Origin of the sequence: Cupriavidus sp. WKF15 (genome assembly GCF_029278605.1) — a bacterium.
In the GTDB taxonomy this organism is placed as follows: Bacteria; Pseudomonadota; Gammaproteobacteria; order Burkholderiales; family Burkholderiaceae; genus Cupriavidus.
Genome location: NZ_CP119573.1, coordinates 682,290 through 699,475, shown reverse-complemented (window position 1 = coordinate 699,475; position 17,186 = coordinate 682,290). Strand labels below are relative to the sequence as shown.

At 69.3% G+C, this 17,186-nt stretch carries 15 protein-coding genes; 10 read left to right on the top strand and 5 right to left on the bottom strand.

Translation table 11 applies throughout. The features are described 5' to 3' along the window. Nucleotides 1–2: 2 nt before the first annotated feature. The 4 genes from pgl to CupriaWKF_RS20555 are packed head-to-tail and all read left to right on the top strand — an operon-like array spanning nt 3 to nt 3,744. Nucleotides 3–683, top strand: a complete 681-nt coding sequence (gene pgl / locus CupriaWKF_RS20570) for a 6-phosphogluconolactonase (protein ID WP_276102611.1) — start codon at nt 3–5, stop codon at nt 681–683. A gap of 8 nt (nt 684–691) precedes the next feature. Continuing rightward, on the top strand, nt 692–1,711 hold the full coding sequence (locus CupriaWKF_RS20565) for a glucokinase (protein WP_276102610.1): 1,020 nt from the start codon (nt 692–694) through the stop codon (nt 1,709–1,711). 3 nt (nt 1,712–1,714) lie between these two features. Beyond that, nucleotides 1,715–2,413 carry a response regulator transcription factor gene (locus CupriaWKF_RS20560; RefSeq protein ID WP_276102609.1) on the top strand — a complete coding sequence of 233 codons (699 nt, stop codon included), beginning with the start codon at nt 1,715–1,717 and terminating at the stop codon, nt 2,411–2,413. After that, nucleotides 2,413–3,744 (top strand): ATP-binding protein, encoded by a 1,332-nt coding sequence (locus tag CupriaWKF_RS20555; protein ID WP_276102608.1) that lies wholly within the window; start codon nt 2,413–2,415, stop codon nt 3,742–3,744. The genes CupriaWKF_RS20560 and CupriaWKF_RS20555 overlap by 1 nt, the downstream gene beginning before the upstream one ends. Before the next feature lie 13 nt (nt 3,745–3,757). Here CupriaWKF_RS20555 and CupriaWKF_RS20550 read toward each other — a convergent pair whose 3' ends face one another. Continuing rightward, a complete protein-coding gene (locus CupriaWKF_RS20550) occupies nt 3,758–4,690 on the bottom strand; it encodes a 2-hydroxyacid dehydrogenase (protein ID WP_276102607.1) in 933 nt (310 codons plus the stop codon). A gap of 330 nt (nt 4,691–5,020) precedes the next feature. On the opposite strand from CupriaWKF_RS20550, the gene CupriaWKF_RS20545 reads away from it, so the two are divergent. Then, entirely contained in the window at nt 5,021–5,476 is a 456-nt protein-coding gene (locus CupriaWKF_RS20545) for a YccF domain-containing protein (protein ID WP_276102606.1), read from the top strand. Here CupriaWKF_RS20545 and CupriaWKF_RS20540 read toward each other — a convergent pair. Together CupriaWKF_RS20540 and CupriaWKF_RS20535 are read right to left on the bottom strand one after the other, a co-directional pair. Further along, nucleotides 5,473–5,931: a MarR family winged helix-turn-helix transcriptional regulator gene (locus CupriaWKF_RS20540; RefSeq protein ID WP_276102605.1), complete on the bottom strand. Its 459-nt coding sequence runs from the start codon at nt 5,929–5,931 to the stop codon at nt 5,473–5,475. The two genes, CupriaWKF_RS20545 and CupriaWKF_RS20540, sit on opposite strands and share 4 nt — an antisense overlap. Nucleotides 5,932–6,120: 189 nt before the next feature. Continuing rightward, nucleotides 6,121–7,800, bottom strand: coding sequence for an FAD-dependent oxidoreductase (locus CupriaWKF_RS20535; protein WP_276102604.1), 1,680 nt, complete (start codon nt 7,798–7,800; stop codon nt 6,121–6,123). 138 nt (nt 7,801–7,938) lie between these two features. Between CupriaWKF_RS20535 and CupriaWKF_RS20530 the strand changes: the two genes are divergently transcribed. The 3 genes from CupriaWKF_RS20530 to CupriaWKF_RS20520 all read left to right on the top strand — a co-directional run bounded on the left by CupriaWKF_RS20530 (nt 7,939) and on the right by CupriaWKF_RS20520 (nt 11,535). Continuing rightward, complete coding sequence (locus tag CupriaWKF_RS20530) at nt 7,939–9,720, top strand: OPT/YSL family transporter (RefSeq protein WP_276102603.1); 1,782 nt, start codon at nt 7,939–7,941, stop codon at nt 9,718–9,720. A 109-nt stretch (nt 9,721–9,829) separates the two neighbouring features. Continuing rightward, on the top strand, nt 9,830–10,987 hold the full coding sequence (locus CupriaWKF_RS20525; RefSeq protein WP_276102602.1) for an acyl-CoA dehydrogenase family protein: 1,158 nt from the start codon (nt 9,830–9,832) through the stop codon (nt 10,985–10,987). Between the two features lie 26 nt (nt 10,988–11,013). After that, nucleotides 11,014–11,535 (top strand): hypothetical protein, encoded by a 522-nt coding sequence (locus CupriaWKF_RS20520; protein ID WP_276102601.1) that lies wholly within the window; start codon nt 11,014–11,016, stop codon nt 11,533–11,535. Between the two features lie 101 nt (nt 11,536–11,636). On the opposite strand, the gene CupriaWKF_RS20515 is transcribed toward CupriaWKF_RS20520, so the two are convergent. Next, entirely contained in the window at nt 11,637–12,014 is a 378-nt protein-coding gene (locus CupriaWKF_RS20515) for a PHA-granule associated protein 4 (RefSeq protein WP_276102600.1), read from the bottom strand. Between the two features lie 141 nt (nt 12,015–12,155). Continuing rightward, complete coding sequence (locus tag CupriaWKF_RS20510; protein ID WP_276102599.1) at nt 12,156–14,981, bottom strand: pitrilysin family protein; 2,826 nt, start codon at nt 14,979–14,981, stop codon at nt 12,156–12,158. A 141-nt stretch (nt 14,982–15,122) separates the two neighbouring features. Here CupriaWKF_RS20510 and CupriaWKF_RS20505 point away from each other — a divergent pair, with 141 nt between their 5' ends. Both CupriaWKF_RS20505 and CupriaWKF_RS20500 read left to right on the top strand, forming a co-directional pair. Beyond that, nucleotides 15,123–16,652 carry an AlkA N-terminal domain-containing protein gene (locus CupriaWKF_RS20505; protein WP_276102598.1) on the top strand — a complete coding sequence of 510 codons (1,530 nt, stop codon included), beginning with the start codon at nt 15,123–15,125 and terminating at the stop codon, nt 16,650–16,652. After that, a complete protein-coding gene (locus CupriaWKF_RS20500) occupies nt 16,649–17,182 on the top strand; it encodes a methylated-DNA--[protein]-cysteine S-methyltransferase (protein WP_276102597.1) in 534 nt (177 codons plus the stop codon). Before CupriaWKF_RS20505 ends, CupriaWKF_RS20500 begins: the two co-directional genes overlap by 4 nt. Nucleotides 17,183–17,186: the final 4 nt, after the last annotated feature.

The window sequence follows — 17,186 nt, the reverse complement described above, 5'->3', positions numbered from 1 at the left end:
CCATGCGCGATTTCGAACACGCAACGTTGATGGACCAGGCCGAAGCGCTGGCGATCTCCATCGGCCATGCGCTGGACCTGGCGATCCGCGCCAACGGCTGGGCCGTGCTCGCGGTATCGGGCGGACGCTCGCCGGTGCCGATGTTCGAGCGCCTGCGCTACCGGCCCGTGCGCTGGGAGGCGGTGACCGTCACGCTGGTCGACGAGCGCGTGGTGCCGCCGGACCATCCCGACAGCAACAGCGGGCTCGTCCGCGCGCACTTGCTGCGCGAGGCAGCGGCAAGCGCCGCCTTCGTGCCGCTGATCGCCGACGCCGCGGAGGTTGCCGACCCCGAGCGCGCGGTGGCGCGCCTGAACCAGGCGTACCGCCAGCCCGACGTGATCGTCCTGGGCATGGGCGAGGACGGTCATACCGCGTCGCTCTTTCCCGACGCACCGGAGCTGCAAGCCGCGCTGAGCGACCCCACGCCCGGCTACCTGCTCACCCATCCGTCGAGCGCGCCCCATGTCCGCGTAACGCTGAACCTGGCCGCGCTGCTGGCCGCCGAGCGGTCGTTCCTGGCGGTCGCCGGCGCGCAGAAGGCCAAAGTGCTGGACCGCGCCAGGCAGGGTCCCACGCCGGCCTTGCCGGTCAGCATCGTGCTGGCCAACCAGCGGCGCGGCTTCGATATCTTCCGCGCGTGATCGATGCCATGACTGCTCCCGCCGTGCCCGCCGACGACACCTATCCGCGCCTGCTTGGCGACGTGGGTGGCACCAACGTGCGCTTCGCGCTCGAAACCGCGCCGATGCAGATCGGCACGGTGACCGCGCTGAAGGTGGCCGACCATGCGTCGCTGGAGGCGGCCATGCGCCACTACCTCGACGGGCTGCGTGCAGCGGGGGCTGCGCTGCCGCGCTACGCGGCCATCGGCCTGGCCAACCCGGTCACGGGCGACCAGGTGCGCCTGACCAACCACGACTGGGCTTTTTCGATCGAGGCCACGCGGCAGGCGGTGGGCTTGGAGCGGCTGGTGGCCCTCAATGACTTCACGTCGCTGGCGCTGGCCTTGCCTTACCTCGGCGCGAACGATCTTGTGCAAGTGCGGCCTGGCCAGGGCGTGGCCACCGCGCCCCGCGCGTTGGTGGGGCCCGGCACCGGGCTTGGCGTATCGGGACTGGTGCCGTCCGCAGCCGGAGTCGCGGTGGCACTGGCCGGAGAGGGTGGCCATATCGAACTGATGCCGGTGACCGACGACGAATGGATTGCCTGGCACGCCGCACAACGTACCTTCGGGCGCGTGTCGGCGGAGCGGCTTTTGTCGGGCATGGGCCTGTCGCATATCCATGCCGCGCTGTCCGCAGAAACGGGTACGCCCGTGGCTGCGCCGCTGACGCCGGAGCAGGTCACGGCGGGGGCGTTCGAGCGCCACGATCCGCTCTGCGAGCGCACCATGGCGGTATTCTTCGGCCTGCTCGGCTCGGTCGCGGCGGATGTGGCGCTGGTGCTGGGCGCGCTCGGCGGCGTGTACCTCGGCGGCGGCATCCTGCCGCGCTTCGTGCCAGCGCTGCAGGCGTCCGCGTTCAGCACGCGTTTCGTTGCCAAGGGCCGCTTGCAGGGCTATCTCGACAAGCTGCCGGTGTACGTGGTCACCGCCAGCTATCCCGCGCTGCCAGGGTTGGCGCGCGCGCTGGCCGATGCGCTTCATGCCGGCCGGCCACAGACCGGATAAGACATGCGCGTATTGCTGGTGGAAGACGATGCCATGATCGGCGACAGCGTGAAGCTCGCGCTGCGCCAGGAAGGGTTTGCCGTGGACTGGGTGCAGGATGGAGAGGCCGGCCTCGCTGCCGCCACCCCCGCGGGCGGGCCGGGAGACGCTGCCTGCTATGACCTGGTCCTGCTCGACCTGGGGCTGCCGCGCCGTTCGGGCCTGGACGTGCTGCGTGCCCTGCGCGCGCGCGGCGTGTCTACGCCGGTGCTGATCCTGACCGCGCGCGACGCGGTGGCGGACCGCGTGGCCGGGCTCAATGCGGGCGCGGACGATTACCTCGTCAAGCCGTTCGACCTGCAGGAACTGGCCGCGCGCATGCACGCGCTGGCGCGCCGCGCCGAAGGACGGGCCGAGCCGGTCCTCAGCTACGGCACCATTTCGCTCAATCCGGCGACACGGGAAGTGACACTGAACGGCGAGCCGGTACGGCTGTCCGCGCGCGAATTCTCGCTGCTGTCGGCGCTGTTGGCGCGCCCGGGCAAGGTCTGGTCGGTGGCGCAGTTGCAGGAGCGCTTGTACGGCTGGGATGACGAAGTGGGCAGCAACACGGTGGAGGTCTATATCCACGCGCTGCGCAAGAAGTTCGGCGCCGCGCTGATCCGCAATATCCGCGGCGTGGGCTATGTCGTGCCGCGGCTCGAAGAGGAAGCAGGACACTGATGCGTTCGATCCAGCGAACCCTGCTGTGGTGGCTGGCCGCCGGCCTGCTCGTCGGCATCGCCATGGCGACCGTGCTGATCTACGGGCAGGCCCGCCAGGAAGCCAATGCCCTGTTCGACTACCAGATGAAGCAGGTCGCGGCCGCGCTGCCGAGCCAGTTCGCCGACCCGGTGGCGCCGCCGTTCCTGGTCGAGGGCGGGGCCGGTGTCGACCTGCTGCACGCGGACGAAGATGTGGTCATCCATATCTGGGACGGCTCGGGCCGCAGCCTGTACCTCTCGCACGCGCATCCGGCCCTGCCGGCGCGGGCGGAACTGGGCTTCTCCAATGTCACGACCGGCGAAGGCGAATGGCGGCTCTACAGCATGCAGCTGGGTCCGGCCGTGGTGCAGATCGCGCAGCCCATGAGCGCGCGGCGCACGCTGGCCGCGCGCATGGCGCTGCGTACCGTGGCGCCGCTGTTGCTCCTGCTGCCGTTGCTGGCCTGGCTGGTATGGATGGCGGTAGGCCGCGGCCTGCGGCCGTTGCGCGAGATCGCCACCGAAGTGCGGGCCCGCGACGCCAGCTCGCTCGCGCCGCTGGCCGTGCGTCCGATGCCTGATGAGATCGCGCCGCTCAGCGCCGCACTCGACCAGCTCCTGGCGCGCCTGTCGCATGCGCTGGACACCCAGCGCGCGTTCGTGGCCGATGCCGCGCACGCGCTGCGTACGCCGCTGGCGGCGTTGCAGCTGCAGGCGCAACTGGTGGAGCGCGCCGAAGATCCGCAGGCCCGGCGCGAAGCGCTCGGCAAGCTGCGCCAGGGCCTGGAGCGCCTGACCCACCTGGTGGCGCAGTTGCTGACGCTGGCGCGCCAGGAACCCGGCGCGGTGACGCTGCCGCACGAGCCGCTGGACTTGCCCGGCGTGGCCGCCGGGGTGGTGGCCGACATGGCGCAGGCCGCGCTCGACCGCGAAATTGACCTGGGGATGGACGCCGACAGCGGCCCCATCCGTATACGCGGCGACGCCGATGCCCTGCGCATCCTGCTGACGAACCTGATCGACAACGCACTGGCGTACATCCCGCGCGGTAGCCGCGTCGACGTGCAGGTCCGGCACCCAACCGGCAGCCACGAGGTGGAGCTGGTGGTCAGCGACAACGGGCCGGGCATTCCGGCGGCCGAGCGCGTGCGCGTATTCGATCGCTTCTACCGCTTGCCCGAAGCGCCGACCGGCGGCAGCGGGCTGGGCCTGGCCATCGTCGCCGAGATCGCGCAGTCGCATGGCGCCCGAGTGGCGCTGGAGGATGCGGCGCCGGGACTGCGCGTGCGCGTGACCTTCCCCGCCGCCTGAGCCGGCAGGCGCTTCAGACCGGCGTCAGCAGCGGCTCGCCGGCAAAGTGGCGGCGGGCATTTTCGAGGAACTGGTCCACCGAGGCCTGGATCGCTTCAGGCGACCAGCCGGCCATGTGCGGGGTCAACACCACGTTCGGGCAGTCCAGCAGCACCGTGGGCGGGGCCGGTTCGCTTTCATAGACATCCAGGCCGGCACCGCCGACCGTACCGGCATGCAGCGCCTGCGCGAGCGCGGCAGTGTCGACCACGCTGCCCCGCGCGATATTGACGAGAAAGCCCGACGCACCCAGCGCGGCCAGCACGCCGGCGTTCACCAGGTGACGCGTGCCGGCGCCGCCGGGCGTTGCGATGACAAGGTAGTCGGCCCACAGCGCCAGCGCCGTCACGCTGTCGAAATAGCGGTACGGCGCGTCGGGACGCGCCATGCGGTTGTGATAGCCGATCTCCAGGTCGAACCCTTCGCCACGCCGCGCGATGCGCCGGCCGATGGTGCCCAGTCCGACGATGCCCATGCGCTTGCCCGAGAAGTTCGGGCGCAGCGGCAGCGCGTCGCGCCAGTGGCCGGCGCGTGTGTCGGTGTCCAGTTGCGGCACCCCGCGCACCGTGGCCAGCAGCAGCGCCATGGCGTGGTCGGCCACGCAGCTGTCATTGGTGCCGGCCCCGTTGGCCACTGCGATGCCGCGCGCACGCGCATGTTCGCGCGCGATGTTCTCGAAGCCGGCGCCGAGCGCGCAGATAAGCTCCAGCTGCGGCATGGCGTCGATCTCGGCCGCTGTCAGGCCGATCGAGCCGATCGTGAGCACCGCCCGCGTCGTGCCGCCGTGCGTGGCCACGGCGTCGGCGCGCTTGGCGGCGTCTGGCGCGTAGTGCACGGTGAATCGCTCGCCAATGCTGGCGAGGTGTTGGGGCGACATCGGGTTCAGGACAATCAGGACGGGCTTCATGACGGGGAGACTGCAGGAGGACTGCCGCGTGGGGCGGCGACGGCGGAAAAGGCAAAGAGGCGCACATTCTAGCGCCGATGCGCCTTGCGTGCCGGCACGCAGAAACGGGTACGCCTGGCCGGGAATCATGCCCGCAGAAACGGGTACGCATGCAGAAACAGGTACGCTTCGTGGCGTCGCGCGTCAGGGACAGGTGGCGTTTGCGCTTTCCGGCGTAGCGATTTGCGGCTGAAATCCCGGGCGCCTTGCCGCTGTTGCCAGGCACGCAGAAACAGGTACGCTTTTGCCGGCGCGTATCATCGAGTTCTCCTTCACTTCCGGAATCCCCGCATGCGCGCGATCGGCAATTTCCTCTGGTTCATCCTTGGCGGCGTCCTCATGGGGCTGGCCTGGTGGCTCGCAGGACTGCTGGCCTTCTGCTCGATCATTGGCATTCCATGGGGCAAGGCCTGCTTCGTGATCGGCAGCTTCACGTTCTTTCCGTTCGGCAAGCAGGCGATCAGCCGGCGCGAACTGAACCAGCGCGACGACATCGGCACCGGCGCACTCGGCATGGTCGGCAACGTGCTGTGGTTCGTCTTTGCAGGGATCTGGCTGGCGATCGGCCATGTCATGTCGGCCATTGCCTGCTTCGTGACCATCATCGGCATTCCGTTCGCCATCCAGCACCTGAAGCTGGCCGGCATCGCGCTGGCACCGATCGGGCAGACCGTGGTGAGCAACGAGGTGGCCGAGGCCGCGCGGCGCGATGGGGCGCGCGCGCACGTGGATGGGCTGAGGCGTTAAGCGTCTTCGGGCTGGTCGTCCCGCGTGGCGTGGGCAACCAGCTTGTCGAGCAGGTTCCCCAGCTGCGCCTGCTCCGCCTCGCTCAGGCAGCCGAAGATTTCGTCGTTGCGCCTGGCGATCATCGTGATGGCCTGGCGGTACAGCGGCTTGCCCTGCGGCGTCAGTGCCAGCACCACGCCGCGGCCGTCGGCCGCGCTCGCGGACTTGCTGACCAGTCCGCGCTCCACCAGCGCCTGCGCCGAGCGGCTGGCCTGGCCCTTGGTCAGGTTGGCTTTCTGCGCGAGCGCATTGACTGACAGCGGCGCGAACGCGCCGATGGCGGCCAGGCAGCGGCCTTCGCTGAGCAGCAGGCCGCACTGCTCAAGGTAGGCGTAGGCGCTGTCCTTGTCGCTGAGCTTGTTGACCTGGTGCAGGCGGTAGGTCAGGAACTGGTCCAGGCGGGGCAGGGCTTTCATATCGGATCCGGGCAGGGAAACGGGACTTTACACCCGCGCCTCGGCCGTTTCGATCAGGTCGAGCACCGGGGCCAGTGCGTCCTGGCGGCTTATCAGGCCAGGCAGACCATGGCGAGCAGCAGCGGCGCCTTGTCCTGGCCGACACCGGCCATGGCTTCGCAGAGGCGGGTGTAGGCGAGGTCGAGTTCTTCAGCTTGCATGGCGGGCTCTGTCAGCGGGGGTTTGCAGGAAGCGGGCGAGGACGGTGCGGAGCGGCTCCGGTTGCGGAGCGCGCCAGCGCGCCAGCACATAGCCGTCCGGACGGATCACGTACAGCGTGCCGGCTTGCGCGCCATAGCGCGCGAGGGCGTGGCCGTCGAGATCAGCCAATGCGCCGGGCTGCGGCGCACCGCCGGCGGGAACGATCACGCGAAGCTGCAGGTTCGTGGCATGCGCCTGCACCAGGGCCGTCAGTTCGTCCGGCACGGGCGCACCATCGCCGAACCACAGCAGCGTGAAGCATTGGCCGAAGCTTGCAGTCAGGTGCCCTTCACTCAGGCGCGCTTCCGGCGCGGGCATGCCCGGCGCCGCGCCGGGGCAGTCGTCGCCGAAGTCGGTCGGGCCGTTGAGCGCCGAGCCTGTATAGGCGATGGGTGCCGACTGGCGCGGGTTGATCAGCGAGCGTACCGCGGGTTGATCGAGCGCGAGGCGCAGCGTGGCCTCGCGCATCAGGCTGAAGGCGAAGTTGGGCGGCGCCATGAACTCTGTGCTCTTGGCACCGTAGGCGATGTTCTGCCGCGTGGCATGGACACGCTCGGTCGAGTAGGAATCGAGCAGCGCGGCGTCGGCGCGGCCATGGATGACCCAGGCGAGCTTCCAGGCGAGGTTGCCGGCATCGTCCAGTCCGGAATTGAGCCCGCGCACACCGAAGATCGGCACCAGGTGTGCCGCATCGCCGGCGAACAGCACGCGGCCGTGCCGGTACGCACCGAGCGTCAGGCACTTGGCGTTGTAGATCGAGATCCACAGCGGTTCCCACGGCTCGGTCTCGCCGATCATGTCGAGGTGGCTCTGCACGCGCGGCAGCACGTTCTCGGGTTTGACGGCTTCGACCGGATCCTCATCGTCGCGGATCTGGTAGTCGATGCGCCAGACGTCGTCGGGCTGGCGGTGCATCAGGATGGTCGAGCCGGGATTCGACGGCGGATCGAACCACGCCAGCCGCTCGACGTCGCGCCGCGTCTTCTGCACGATATCGACGATCACGTAGCGCCCTTCATACTGTGTGCCTTCCATGCGCAGGCCAAGCTGTTCGCGCACGGTGCTGCGGCCGCCGTCGCAGGCCACCAGCCACCGGGCGCGGACCTGCCGGATGCCCTGCGCGGTCTCGATGTCCACGCTGACACCGTCGGCGTCCTGGCGCACGGCCGCCACGCGCGCGCCGAAGCGCACGTCGGCGAGCGGGCCGCAGGCCAGCGCGGCCTGGTGGGCGAAGGCCTCCAGGTAGTACTGCTGGATGTTGACCATCGGCGCGAAGCGCTTGCCGGGTTCGCTCGGCATGCTGAAGTGCAACACTTCGGTATCGCGGTAGTAGCTGCGTCCGCCGACCCAGGGCAGGCCCTTGCCGACGGTGGCCTGGTCGGCGCCCACCCAGCCGAGGATCTCCAGCGAGCGGCGCGACATGCAGATGGCGCGGCTGCCCGCGCAGTAGCCGTCGTCGGCCTCCACCACGAGCGAGGCGATGCCTTGCCGCGCGAGCAGGGCGCTCAGCGCAAGGCCAACCGGGCCGCCACCGGCGATCAGCACCGGTACGGAAGACGGCCACGGCCGCGCTTCGACGGCGGGCGGCGCGGGCATTGCCGCGCTGGCAGGGGCGGAAAGGTCTGGCATGGACAAGCTCTGCGATGTAGTTGTATGCGCAACTATATCGACAAAATAGTTGCGCACGAAACTAGTGTAAACCCCGGCGGACCGGTCTCTCGCCTATGCTTTGCCTGAAGCACTTGTCCGGCAACCCGCCCGTCCACCATGCCTTCCGCCCCATCAGAAGCCGCTCCCCGCCTGCCCTGGCTGCCCGCGCCCGGAAGCTGGCAATACCACCTGCTGCTCGGCGCGGCGGGCATGCTGGTGCTTGGGCCGCTGGGCGGGATCGCCGCGGCCTACATGAACTTCTCGCTCGGCTTCTTCGTGGGCGGGCAGGTGCTGGCCGGCATCCTTGGCTCGGTGGTGACCTGCGGCTACGGGGCCGCGGGCCGGCACGGCGCCAACTACATCCAGACCGCGGCGGCATCGGTGGCCGGCATGAGCGGCATGGCCGTGGTGATCCAGGCGATGAGCTGGCTCGGGCTGGCGCAGCCGCCGCTGTGGCAGCTGATGGCATACATGCTGTGCATCGGCATGTATGGCGTCGGCGTCGGCATGCTCTATACGCCGCTGCTGGTCGACCGCATGCAGCTGACCTTTCCGTCCGGCCTGGCGGTGGCCAATATCCTGCGCGCGCTGACCGATCCGCTGCTGTTGCGCCGTTCCGTGTCGCGCCTGGCCGGGGGCATGGCGGTGGGGCTGGCCAGCGGCCTCTGGGTGGCCCGGCTGGCGCCGCTGGCGGCGCTCGATGTGTCGGCCTCGACCATGGGGGCCGGGATGATCGTGGGCGCGCGCATCGGCATCGCGGCCTTGACAGGTGGCCTCGCGGGCTGGGCCATGACGCCATACTTCGTCTCGATCGGCTGGCTGGCGCCGGGCGAGCCGTTTCGCAAGATCACTTTCCTGATTGCGCTGGGCATGATCATGGGCGCGGCCGTGGTCGACGTCTCGCTGCTGCTGGCACGTGCGTGGCGACAGTGGCGCAGCGCAGCGGCGCCCGCGGCGCGGCAAGCCAGCGGGCCCGGCATGCGCTGGGTGGCGGCATGGGTGCTGCTTTGGGGCGCGGCGGTGGTGGTGGCGGGCGTGGCCTGGTTCGGGCAGCCGCTGGGCTTCCAGCTGATGGCAGTGCTGCTGGTGCTGGTGTTCGCGCTGGTCAACGGCATTTCGGTAGGCATGGTGGACCAGAACCCGATCTCGTCGGCGTTCGTGCTGTGCGTGATCCTGATGGCGGCAGCGGGGCTGCGCGCGCCGCATGTCGGCCTGATCGCCGCGACAGTGCTGCTGGTGTCCACGGCCGAGGCCTGCGACATGCAACAGGACCGTTCCACCGGCTGGCGCCTCGGCAGCAGCCGCATGGTGCAGTTCGGCTACCAGGTGGCCGGGATCATCGTCGGCGCACTGCTGGCCGTGGCGCTCGCGCGGCTGCTCCTGCAGGCCTATCCGGTGCTGGCGCTGGACCAGACCACGCTCGCGGCCGACCAGCAGCCGGCGCGCTGGACCTCCGCGATGACCTACAAGATTGTCGGCGTGCTGCGCGGGCTGGCCGAAGCGCGTGGCTACCAGCACCTTGCCGTCGTCATCGGGTTGGCGATTGGCCTGGTGACGGAAGTGCTGCGCAAGGCGCTGCGTGCGCATGCAGGGTACCAGCGCTTTGCGCGGTCGGGCAGAACGGGCGGGGCGGTCGATTTCGCGCTGGAAGCTGTGCTACTGCCGTCTCCCTACGCCTCGTCGTTCGGCGGATTCGTCAATCTGCCCGCCGCGGCGTGGATGGCGGCGGGCGGCCTTGTGGCGGGCCTCACCGCGCGGTTCGGCCCGCGCGGCCCCAGCCGGTCCATGCCCGAGGACATGAGCACCGCTTCGCTGGTCGGCGGCGGGATGATCGCCGGCGACGCGCTTGCAGCCCTCATCACCGGCGTGGCAGGCCTGCTAATGATCATACGGGCCTGAGTGTCAAATTTTATTGACGCATCTGTCCAATATCTGATGGATTGTCAAACCAGGTGGCGCGCGTACCATTGCGCCCATACTGTCGAACTGGCTTGACTGGAGAACCGCCATGGCCCTTGACCAAGAATCCTTCGCCCTGCTGCGCGCTTCGGTGCAGCGCTTCATCGACGAACGCCTGAAGCCGGCCGAAGACACGCTCGAAGAGATCGACGACGTGCCGGCCGAGATCGTCGCCGACATGAAGGAAATGGGTCTGTTCGGCATCTCCATTCCGGAAAACTACGGCGGCATCGGCCTGTCGATGTCGCAGGAATGCGATGTAGTGTACGACCTGGGCCACACCGCCTTCGCCTTCCGTTCGGTGTTCGGCACCAATGTCGGCATCGGCTCGCAGGGCATCCTCATGGATGGCACCGAAGCGCAGAAGCAGGCTTACCTGCCGAAGATCGCCAGCGGCGAGCTGATCATCTCGTTCGCGCTGACCGAGCCGAACGCCGGTTCCGATGCGGCCTCGCTGCAGACCAAGGCGGAGCTCGATGGTGACCACTACGTCATCAACGGCACCAAGCGCTTCATCACCAACGCGCCACGCGCGGGCGCCTTCACGCTGATGGCGCGTACGGGCGGCCCTGGTGCGTCGGGCATCTCGTCGTTCATCGTGCCGGCCGACACCCCGGGCATCTCGCTGGGCAAGCCGGACAAGAAGATGGGCCAGCGCGGCACCAAGACCTGCGACGTGGTGCTGGAGAATGCGCGCGTGCCGGCCGCCAACATCATCGGCGGCGTGCCCGGCGTCGGTTTCAAGACCGCGATGAAAGTGCTCGACCGCGGCCGCCTGCACCTTTCGGCACTGGCTTGCGGCATGGCGCACCGCCTGATTACCGACGCCGTGGCCTATGCCAAGGAACGCAAGCAGTTCGGCAAGCCGATCGGCGACTTCCAGCTGATCCAGGGTATGCTGGCCGACAGCCAGGCCGAGCTGTACGCGGGCTTGTCGATGATGCGCGACTGCGCGCAGCGCTATGACGCCAAGCCGGCCGGCAAGAGCGATCCCGAAGTCAGCATGCTGGCCTCGTGCACCAAGATGTTCTGTACCGAAATGGTGGGCCGCATTGCCGACCGCGCGGTGCAGATCCATGGCGGCGCCGGCTACATCGCCGAGTACAAGGCCGAGCGCTTCTATCGCGACGTGCGCCTGCTGCGCCTGTACGAAGGCACCACGCAGATCCAGCAGCTCATCATTGCCAAGCACCTGCTGCGCGACTGATGGCAGTCACGGCAGCGGGACGCGACATGGGCAGCCTTCCGGATGGCCGCGGCGCGCGTCGCCTGCGCGCCGTGGTGGCCACCTACCGGCCGGACTTCCCGGCTTACACGCTGGCGGTGTCGCCAGCCGAGCTGATGGCGCTCAGCGCCATGCCCGGCGACCTGGCGGCAGCGCGCGATCCGCGCGCGCATGCGCACCTGGAACGCCTGCGTGAAGACGTGCACGACAGCGGCATCGCCCTGCCCGGGGCGATCGTGGTGGCGGTCAGCGGCGGGCGCATGCATTGCGAATGCGACCACCTGTATGCGCTGGAAATGCGGCCGCAGGCCGGGGACCGCCTTATCGTGATCGACGGCAATGAGCGCCTGCTGGCACTCGCCCATGGCGAGCGGCGCCACTGCCAGACGCTGGTGTCGGCGGTGTTATGGCACACCGCGCTGCAGCTGGCGGGAACCTCCGGCGCAGCCGCAGCCCACGACGTGGCAGGCAGCGCGCTGGCGCAGTCGGCCGCCGCGCGCTGGGCCAATGCCGCGCGCATCTGGCACTGAACACGCCCGGAACGCCATAAAGGAAACATGCCGCCAATTCCAATTGGCGGCATGCCTGTTTTTGGGGGGATTCGGATCCGGCGGGATCCGGCGCCCGGGCGTTATTCGGCGGGCCAGACGCTGTCCACGTCCCGCAGCAGGTGTCCGGCAAGAATGTAGTCGCCGAGCCGCGTGGCCTTGGCTTCGAGGTCGAGCAATTCGTGGTCCGTCAGCGTGCCGAGGTCAAACTGACAGTAAAGGTTACGTTGCCGGAACGTTGGCTTGACCTTGGCGAGGCCCTCGATCAGCGCTTCGCGCGAGCGTACGGCGACACTTTCCTGGCCGCGATACTGCACCTTGATGCCGCGCTTTTCCCCGAGCCTGCCGAGTTCGACGGCGTCCTGCCATCCGGTCTCGTAGTCCAGCTCCAGCGCCAGCACTCCTTCCGCGGCGAGAAGCCGGAGCGCCTCCGCCTTGCTGCCAGCCCGCACGTTTGACATCCACACCTCTTGTCTCTACTTATACTGTACGAATATACAGTCAACGCCAGGGCACGGCAAGGGGCGTGCCTGGTTCCGGCGCCCGGATGCTGGCGCGTCGGCCCATTCTGGCCTGTCTCCTTTTCGCTTGCGTGACAGTGGCTATGGACGCGCGGCCGGCGCCTCGCCCGCTGCGGCCCCGTCGGGAGCCGGTACGGCACCGAAATCTCCCGCGTAGACCTGCGACAGCCCGGACGGTTGCACGTACTTGCGGATCACGGCGTTGACCGCTTCGGGCGTGGCTGCGCGCAGGCGTGCCTCCAGCTCCTCCGTGTAGGCCATGGTGCGGCCCAGGTAAAGCTGGTTGGCCAGCGCGTCGGCCAGCGCGCTGTCGCTGCTGCGGCTGACCATGCCCTGCTGCAGGATGCCGCTGACGGCTTCGGACAGTTCAGGGGCGCTGATGCCGTCGCGCACGAAGCGCTCCAGTTCCTCGGCCACGGCACGCTGCAGGCGTTCCAGGTTCCGCGGGGCATATTGCGCCTGCAGGCCGAAGCGGCCGGCGCGGTCCAGCGCGCCCACATTGACCCAGCTCGATGCGCCATAGCTGAGTCCCTCCTTCTGCCGCAGGCGGTCGGCCAGGCGGCTGCGCAGCGAGCCGCCGCCGAACACGCGGTTGGCGATCAGCATCAGCGCGTAGTCGGGTTGGTCACTGGTCAGGTCGATCGGCTCGGCTGCCAGGTAGACCGCGTTGGCCTTGCCGGGCGTGGCCAGTGTGAAGTCCGCCGCGGCAATCGGCACGAAGGGCCTGTCCACGCGCGCAAACGGCTGCTGCGCGCGCCAGTCGCCAAACAGCTCGCCCGCCTGGGCGGTGGCCGCGTCGGCGTCGAAGTCGCCCACCAGGCTGAGCTGCGCATTGGCGGCGCCATAGAAGCGCGCGTGGAAATCGCGCACCTGGTCCAGCGTGGCGGCCTTGAGCGCGGCAATGCTCTCGTCGAAGGTGGACGCGTGGCGCGGGTCGCCGGCGGGGTAGGGATCGCCATGGCGGCCCAGCGCGTCGGAGGCCATCACGCCCGGCTGCCGGCGCACGCTTTCGATCTCGGCAATGGTGGTGTTGCGCAGCGTGTCGAACTCGGCCTGCGGGAAGCTTGGCGTGCGCAGCATGTCGCGCACCAGCGCCAGCAGTTCGGGCAGTTGCTCGCGCCGGGTCTCGAAGCTTACGATGACGCGCTCGGAGCCGCCCGAGATCATGACGCGCGCACGCAGGGCTTCGATGCGGTCGGCAAGCTGCAGGCGGTCCATGGTGCCGGTACCGCGCTTGAGCATCGATGCCGTCAGGCTGCCCACCGTGGTCAGGCCCTGCAGGCTCTGCACATCGCCCATGCGCAGGATCAGCGTGCCATTGACCACGCCGCCGCGCGTGGGCTTGGGCAGCAGCGCCAGCTGCATGCCGTTGGCAAGGGTCTGGCGCCGCGTATGGGCTTCGATATTGGCCGGGCTCGGGTCAAACGCCGGCACTGCCGCCAGCGCCGGCTTGCCCTGGTAGCCGCGCACCTGCGCGGCCACGTCCGGAGTCTCGGGAATCTGCGCACGCGGCGGCTTGTCCTGCGGCAGGAACAGCCCGACCGTGCGGTTCGACGCCTGGAAGTAATTGAGCGCGACGCGCTGCACGTCTTCGAGCGTCACGGTCTCGATGCGGTCGCGTGCGATCAGGAACAGGCGCCAGTCGCCCTTGGCAATGGCCTCCGACAGCGCAATGCCGAGCGCGCCCGGGTCGTTCATGTAGTGCTCGTAGGCATTGCGCATGCGCACGCGCGCACGTTCCAGCTCTTCGGGCGTCACCGGCGCTTCGGCGAAGCCCTCGACCTGCGTGATCAGCGCCGCGCGTGCCGGCGCCATCGGCTGGTCCTTCGCGGTTTCGGCCATGAACAGCAGCGTGCCCGGGTCTTTCATCGCGCTGAACGAGGTGCCGACCGAGGTGGCCTTCTTCTGTTCCACCAGCGCCTTGTACAGGCGCCCGCCGGGCGTGTCGCCAAGGATGATGGTCAGCATCGACAGCGCTGTCGCGTCGGGGTGGGCACCGGGGCTGACGTGGTACTGCGCCGCTACCAGCCCGCTGTCGCCGGGCCGCATCACGACCAGTTCTTTCGCGCCTTCCTGCGCTGGCTCCACGGTATGCTCGGGTGGCAACACGCGCGCCGGGCGCGCGATCGGGCCGAAATAGCGCTCGATGCGCGCGAGCGTCCAGGCCGGATCGAACTTGCCGGCCACCACCAGCACCGCGTTGTCGGGCTGGTAGTAGCGGCGGTAGAACGCGCGCAGGTTGTCGATGCTGACCTGCTCCACGTCGCTGCGCGCGCCGATCGGCGCCTTGCCATAGTTATGCCAGCGGTACGAGGCGGCCATCATCTGCTGGATCAGCATGCGGGCGGGACTGTTCTCGCCCATCTCCATCTCGTTGCGCACGACGGTCATCTCGCTGTCCAGGTCCGCGCGCGAGATGAAGCTGTTGACCATGCGGTCCGCCTCCATGCGCAGCGCCCAGTCGAGGTTGTCGTCGCTGGCGGTGAAGGTCTCGAAATAGTTGGTGCGGTCCTGTGCCGTGGTCCCGTTGGAGGACATGCCGCGCCGCGCGAACTCGGTCGGGATGGCCTTGCCCGGCAGCGCAGGCGTGCCCTTGAACAGCAAGTGTTCGAGCAGGTGCGCCATGCCGGTTTCGCCGTAGTTCTCGTGGCGGCTGCCGACCAGATAGGTCATGTTGACCGTGGTGGTCGGCTTGGCCGCATCGGGCGCCAGCACGATGCGCAGGCCGTTGGGGAGCCGGAACTCGGTGATGCCCTCGACCGAGGTGACCTCGGCCGCGCTTGCGCCCGCCTGCGCCAAAGCGGCCGAAGCCACCGGCGCCGCCGTGGCCGCCGCCGGCAGGCCCAGCCATAGCAGGCCCGCGAGCGCGAGCGAGCAGGTCAGCGGGAGCGGTTTGGCTGGGCGCATGGAATCTCCGGGAAACATCGCAGGCTGGTGATTCTAGCCGGACTCCGTGGCTCAGACTGTGCACCATGGCACGGTCGCTGGCCACAGGGGAATGTCCGAATCCGGCGGGTGCGCGCGTGCCCGAAGCGGTAGCATGCCTGCATGGAACTCGATCCCGATACCTGCTACAAGGCCGTGGCCTCGCACGACCGGCGCTTCGACGGCCGCTTCTTCGTCGGCGTGTCATCCACGGGCATCTATTGCCGGCCCGTGTGCGCGGTGCGTACCCCGAAACGCGAGAACTGCACCTTCTACGAAAGCGCCGCAGCGGCGGAAAAGCAAGGCTTCCGTCCGTGCCTGCGCTGCCGTCCCGAACTGGCGCCCGGGCACGGGCTGGCCGATCTTTCCGGCCGTCTCGCGCAGGCCGCCGCCACGCTGATCGACGAGGGCTTCATGGCCGATGCCGGCGTGGCCGCGCTGGCCGCGCGCATCGGCGTGACCGAACGCCACCTGCACCGCCTGTTCACCGCGCAGTTCGGCGTGTCGGTGCTGGAGTACGTGCAGACGCAGCGCCTGTTGCTGGCCAAGCGGCTGTTGACGGACACCGTGCTGCCCGTGACCGAAGTGGCGCTGGCAGCGGGTTTCGGCAGCGTGCGGCGCTTCAACGACGTGCTGCGCACCCGCTACGGCCTGACGCCGATGGCCTTGCGCAAGCGCACGTCCGAAGGCGTGGCCGACCGGCTGGTATTCGAGCTGGGCTACCGGCCGCCGCTGGCGTGGGAGGCGCTGCTGGGTTTCCTGGCCGTGCGCGCGGTGGATGGCATCGAACAAGTGCGCGATGGCGCCTATGCCCGCACGCTCGCGGTGGAAAGCGGCGGCGTCGCGCACCGCGGCTGGCTGCGGCTGGACCATGTGCCCGGGCGGATGGTGCTGCGCGTCACCGTGTCGGCCTCGCTCGCGCGCGTGATTCCGCAGACCCTGGGCAAGGTGCGGCGCCTGTGCGACCTGGGCTGCCGGCCCGACATCGTCGACCGCCATCTTGGCGAGCTGGCTGGCGACGTGCCGGGCATGCGCCTGCCGGGCAGTGTCGACGGCTTCGAGATCGCGGTACGCGCCGTGATCGGCCAGGTGATTCCTGTGGTGCAGGCACGGCGCATCCTGGCACGGCTGGCGCAGGTGGCGGGAGAGGCCTTGCCGGCGCCGGCCATGCCCATCGGCGGGTGCGTGCCGTTGCAGCATGGCTTTCCGTCGGCCGCAGCGCTGGCCGCGCTGTCCGATGCAGCCCTGGCCGGCGCAGGCGTGTCGCCGGGCAAGGCGCGCACGCTGCGCGCGCTCGCGCAGCGGGTCGCCAGTGGTGCCTTGCCGCTGGAGCCGCACGCGGCGCCCGAACAGACCGTGGCCGTGCTGCGCGAGATCGACGGGATCGGCGACTGGACCGCGCAGTACGTCGCCATGCGCGCGCTAGGGTGGCCCGACGCGTTCCCGGGTACCGACTACGCGCTGCGCAAGGTGCTCGGCGTGAATACCGTACGCGCCATGCAGGCACGCACCGCGCAATGGGCGCCATGGCGCGCGTACGCGGCCGTCCACCTGTGGCATCGCTATGAAGCGATGAAAGCGCAGGGCGATGGCGCGGTGATACCTTTGGCGGACATGACTCCTGCCAATTCCGATACCGAGGTGACGACATGACCAGCTACCGCCTGATCGACAGCCCGCTCGGGGCCATGCTGCTGCGCGCGGATGGCAGCTTCCTGACGGGCGTCTATTTCGAAGGGCAGAAGTACTATCCGCGCGACGCGCAGCCCGGGGCAACGCCCGCAAGCGCCGGGCGCGTGTTCGACGAGACGGCCGCGCAGATCGCGGCCTACTTCGACGGCAAGCTCGAAGCGTTCTCGGTGCCGATGCGCCCGGCTGGCACCGCCTTCCAGCTACGTGTGTGGGAGGCGCTGCGCACCATTCCGTTCGGCGCGACGGTGTCCTACGGCCAGCTGACGCGGCAGCTCGAACTGCCGCATGGCCACGTGCGGGCAGTCGGCGGCGCGGTGGGGCGCAATCCGCTGTCGGTGATCGTGCCATGCCACCGCGTGCTGGGCGCGGACGGCGACCTGACCGGGTATGCCGGCGGTACCGACCGCAAGCGCGCCTTGCTGCGGCTCGAAAGCCACGCTGCGGCGGCTCGCCTGCCGATCATGCAGCAGTCGGCGCTCGCCCTCGCCTAGCGCG

What these genes read in the sequence shown, in the direction of transcription:
- CupriaWKF_RS20535 (WP_276102604.1), bottom strand. Translation starts at nt 7,800, where the DNA reads ATGCCAGACCTTTCCGCCCCTGCCAGCGCGGCAATGCCCGCGCCGCCC.
- CupriaWKF_RS20530 (WP_276102603.1), top strand. Translation starts at nt 7,939, where the DNA reads ATGCCTTCCGCCCCATCAGAAGCCGCTCCCCGCCTGCCCTGGCTGCCC.
- CupriaWKF_RS20520 (WP_276102601.1), top strand. Translation starts at nt 11,014, where the DNA reads ATGGGCAGCCTTCCGGATGGCCGCGGCGCGCGTCGCCTGCGCGCCGTG.
- CupriaWKF_RS20525 (WP_276102602.1), top strand. Translation starts at nt 9,830, where the DNA reads ATGGCCCTTGACCAAGAATCCTTCGCCCTGCTGCGCGCTTCGGTGCAG.
- CupriaWKF_RS20555 (WP_276102608.1), top strand. Translation starts at nt 2,413, where the DNA reads ATGCGTTCGATCCAGCGAACCCTGCTGTGGTGGCTGGCCGCCGGCCTG.
- CupriaWKF_RS20565 (WP_276102610.1), top strand. Translation starts at nt 692, where the DNA reads ATGACTGCTCCCGCCGTGCCCGCCGACGACACCTATCCGCGCCTGCTT.
- CupriaWKF_RS20500 (WP_276102597.1), top strand. Translation starts at nt 16,649, where the DNA reads ATGACCAGCTACCGCCTGATCGACAGCCCGCTCGGGGCCATGCTGCTG.
- CupriaWKF_RS20510 (WP_276102599.1), bottom strand. Translation starts at nt 14,981, where the DNA reads ATGCGCCCAGCCAAACCGCTCCCGCTGACCTGCTCGCTCGCGCTCGCG.
- pgl (WP_276102611.1), top strand. Translation starts at nt 3, where the DNA reads ATGCGCGATTTCGAACACGCAACGTTGATGGACCAGGCCGAAGCGCTG.
- CupriaWKF_RS20540 (WP_276102605.1), bottom strand. Translation starts at nt 5,931, where the DNA reads ATGAAAGCCCTGCCCCGCCTGGACCAGTTCCTGACCTACCGCCTGCAC.
- CupriaWKF_RS20550 (WP_276102607.1), bottom strand. Translation starts at nt 4,690, where the DNA reads ATGAAGCCCGTCCTGATTGTCCTGAACCCGATGTCGCCCCAACACCTC.
- CupriaWKF_RS20505 (WP_276102598.1), top strand. Translation starts at nt 15,123, where the DNA reads ATGGAACTCGATCCCGATACCTGCTACAAGGCCGTGGCCTCGCACGAC.
- CupriaWKF_RS20545 (WP_276102606.1), top strand. Translation starts at nt 5,021, where the DNA reads ATGCGCGCGATCGGCAATTTCCTCTGGTTCATCCTTGGCGGCGTCCTC.
- CupriaWKF_RS20560 (WP_276102609.1), top strand. Translation starts at nt 1,715, where the DNA reads ATGCGCGTATTGCTGGTGGAAGACGATGCCATGATCGGCGACAGCGTG.
- CupriaWKF_RS20515 (WP_276102600.1), bottom strand. Translation starts at nt 12,014, where the DNA reads ATGTCAAACGTGCGGGCTGGCAGCAAGGCGGAGGCGCTCCGGCTTCTC.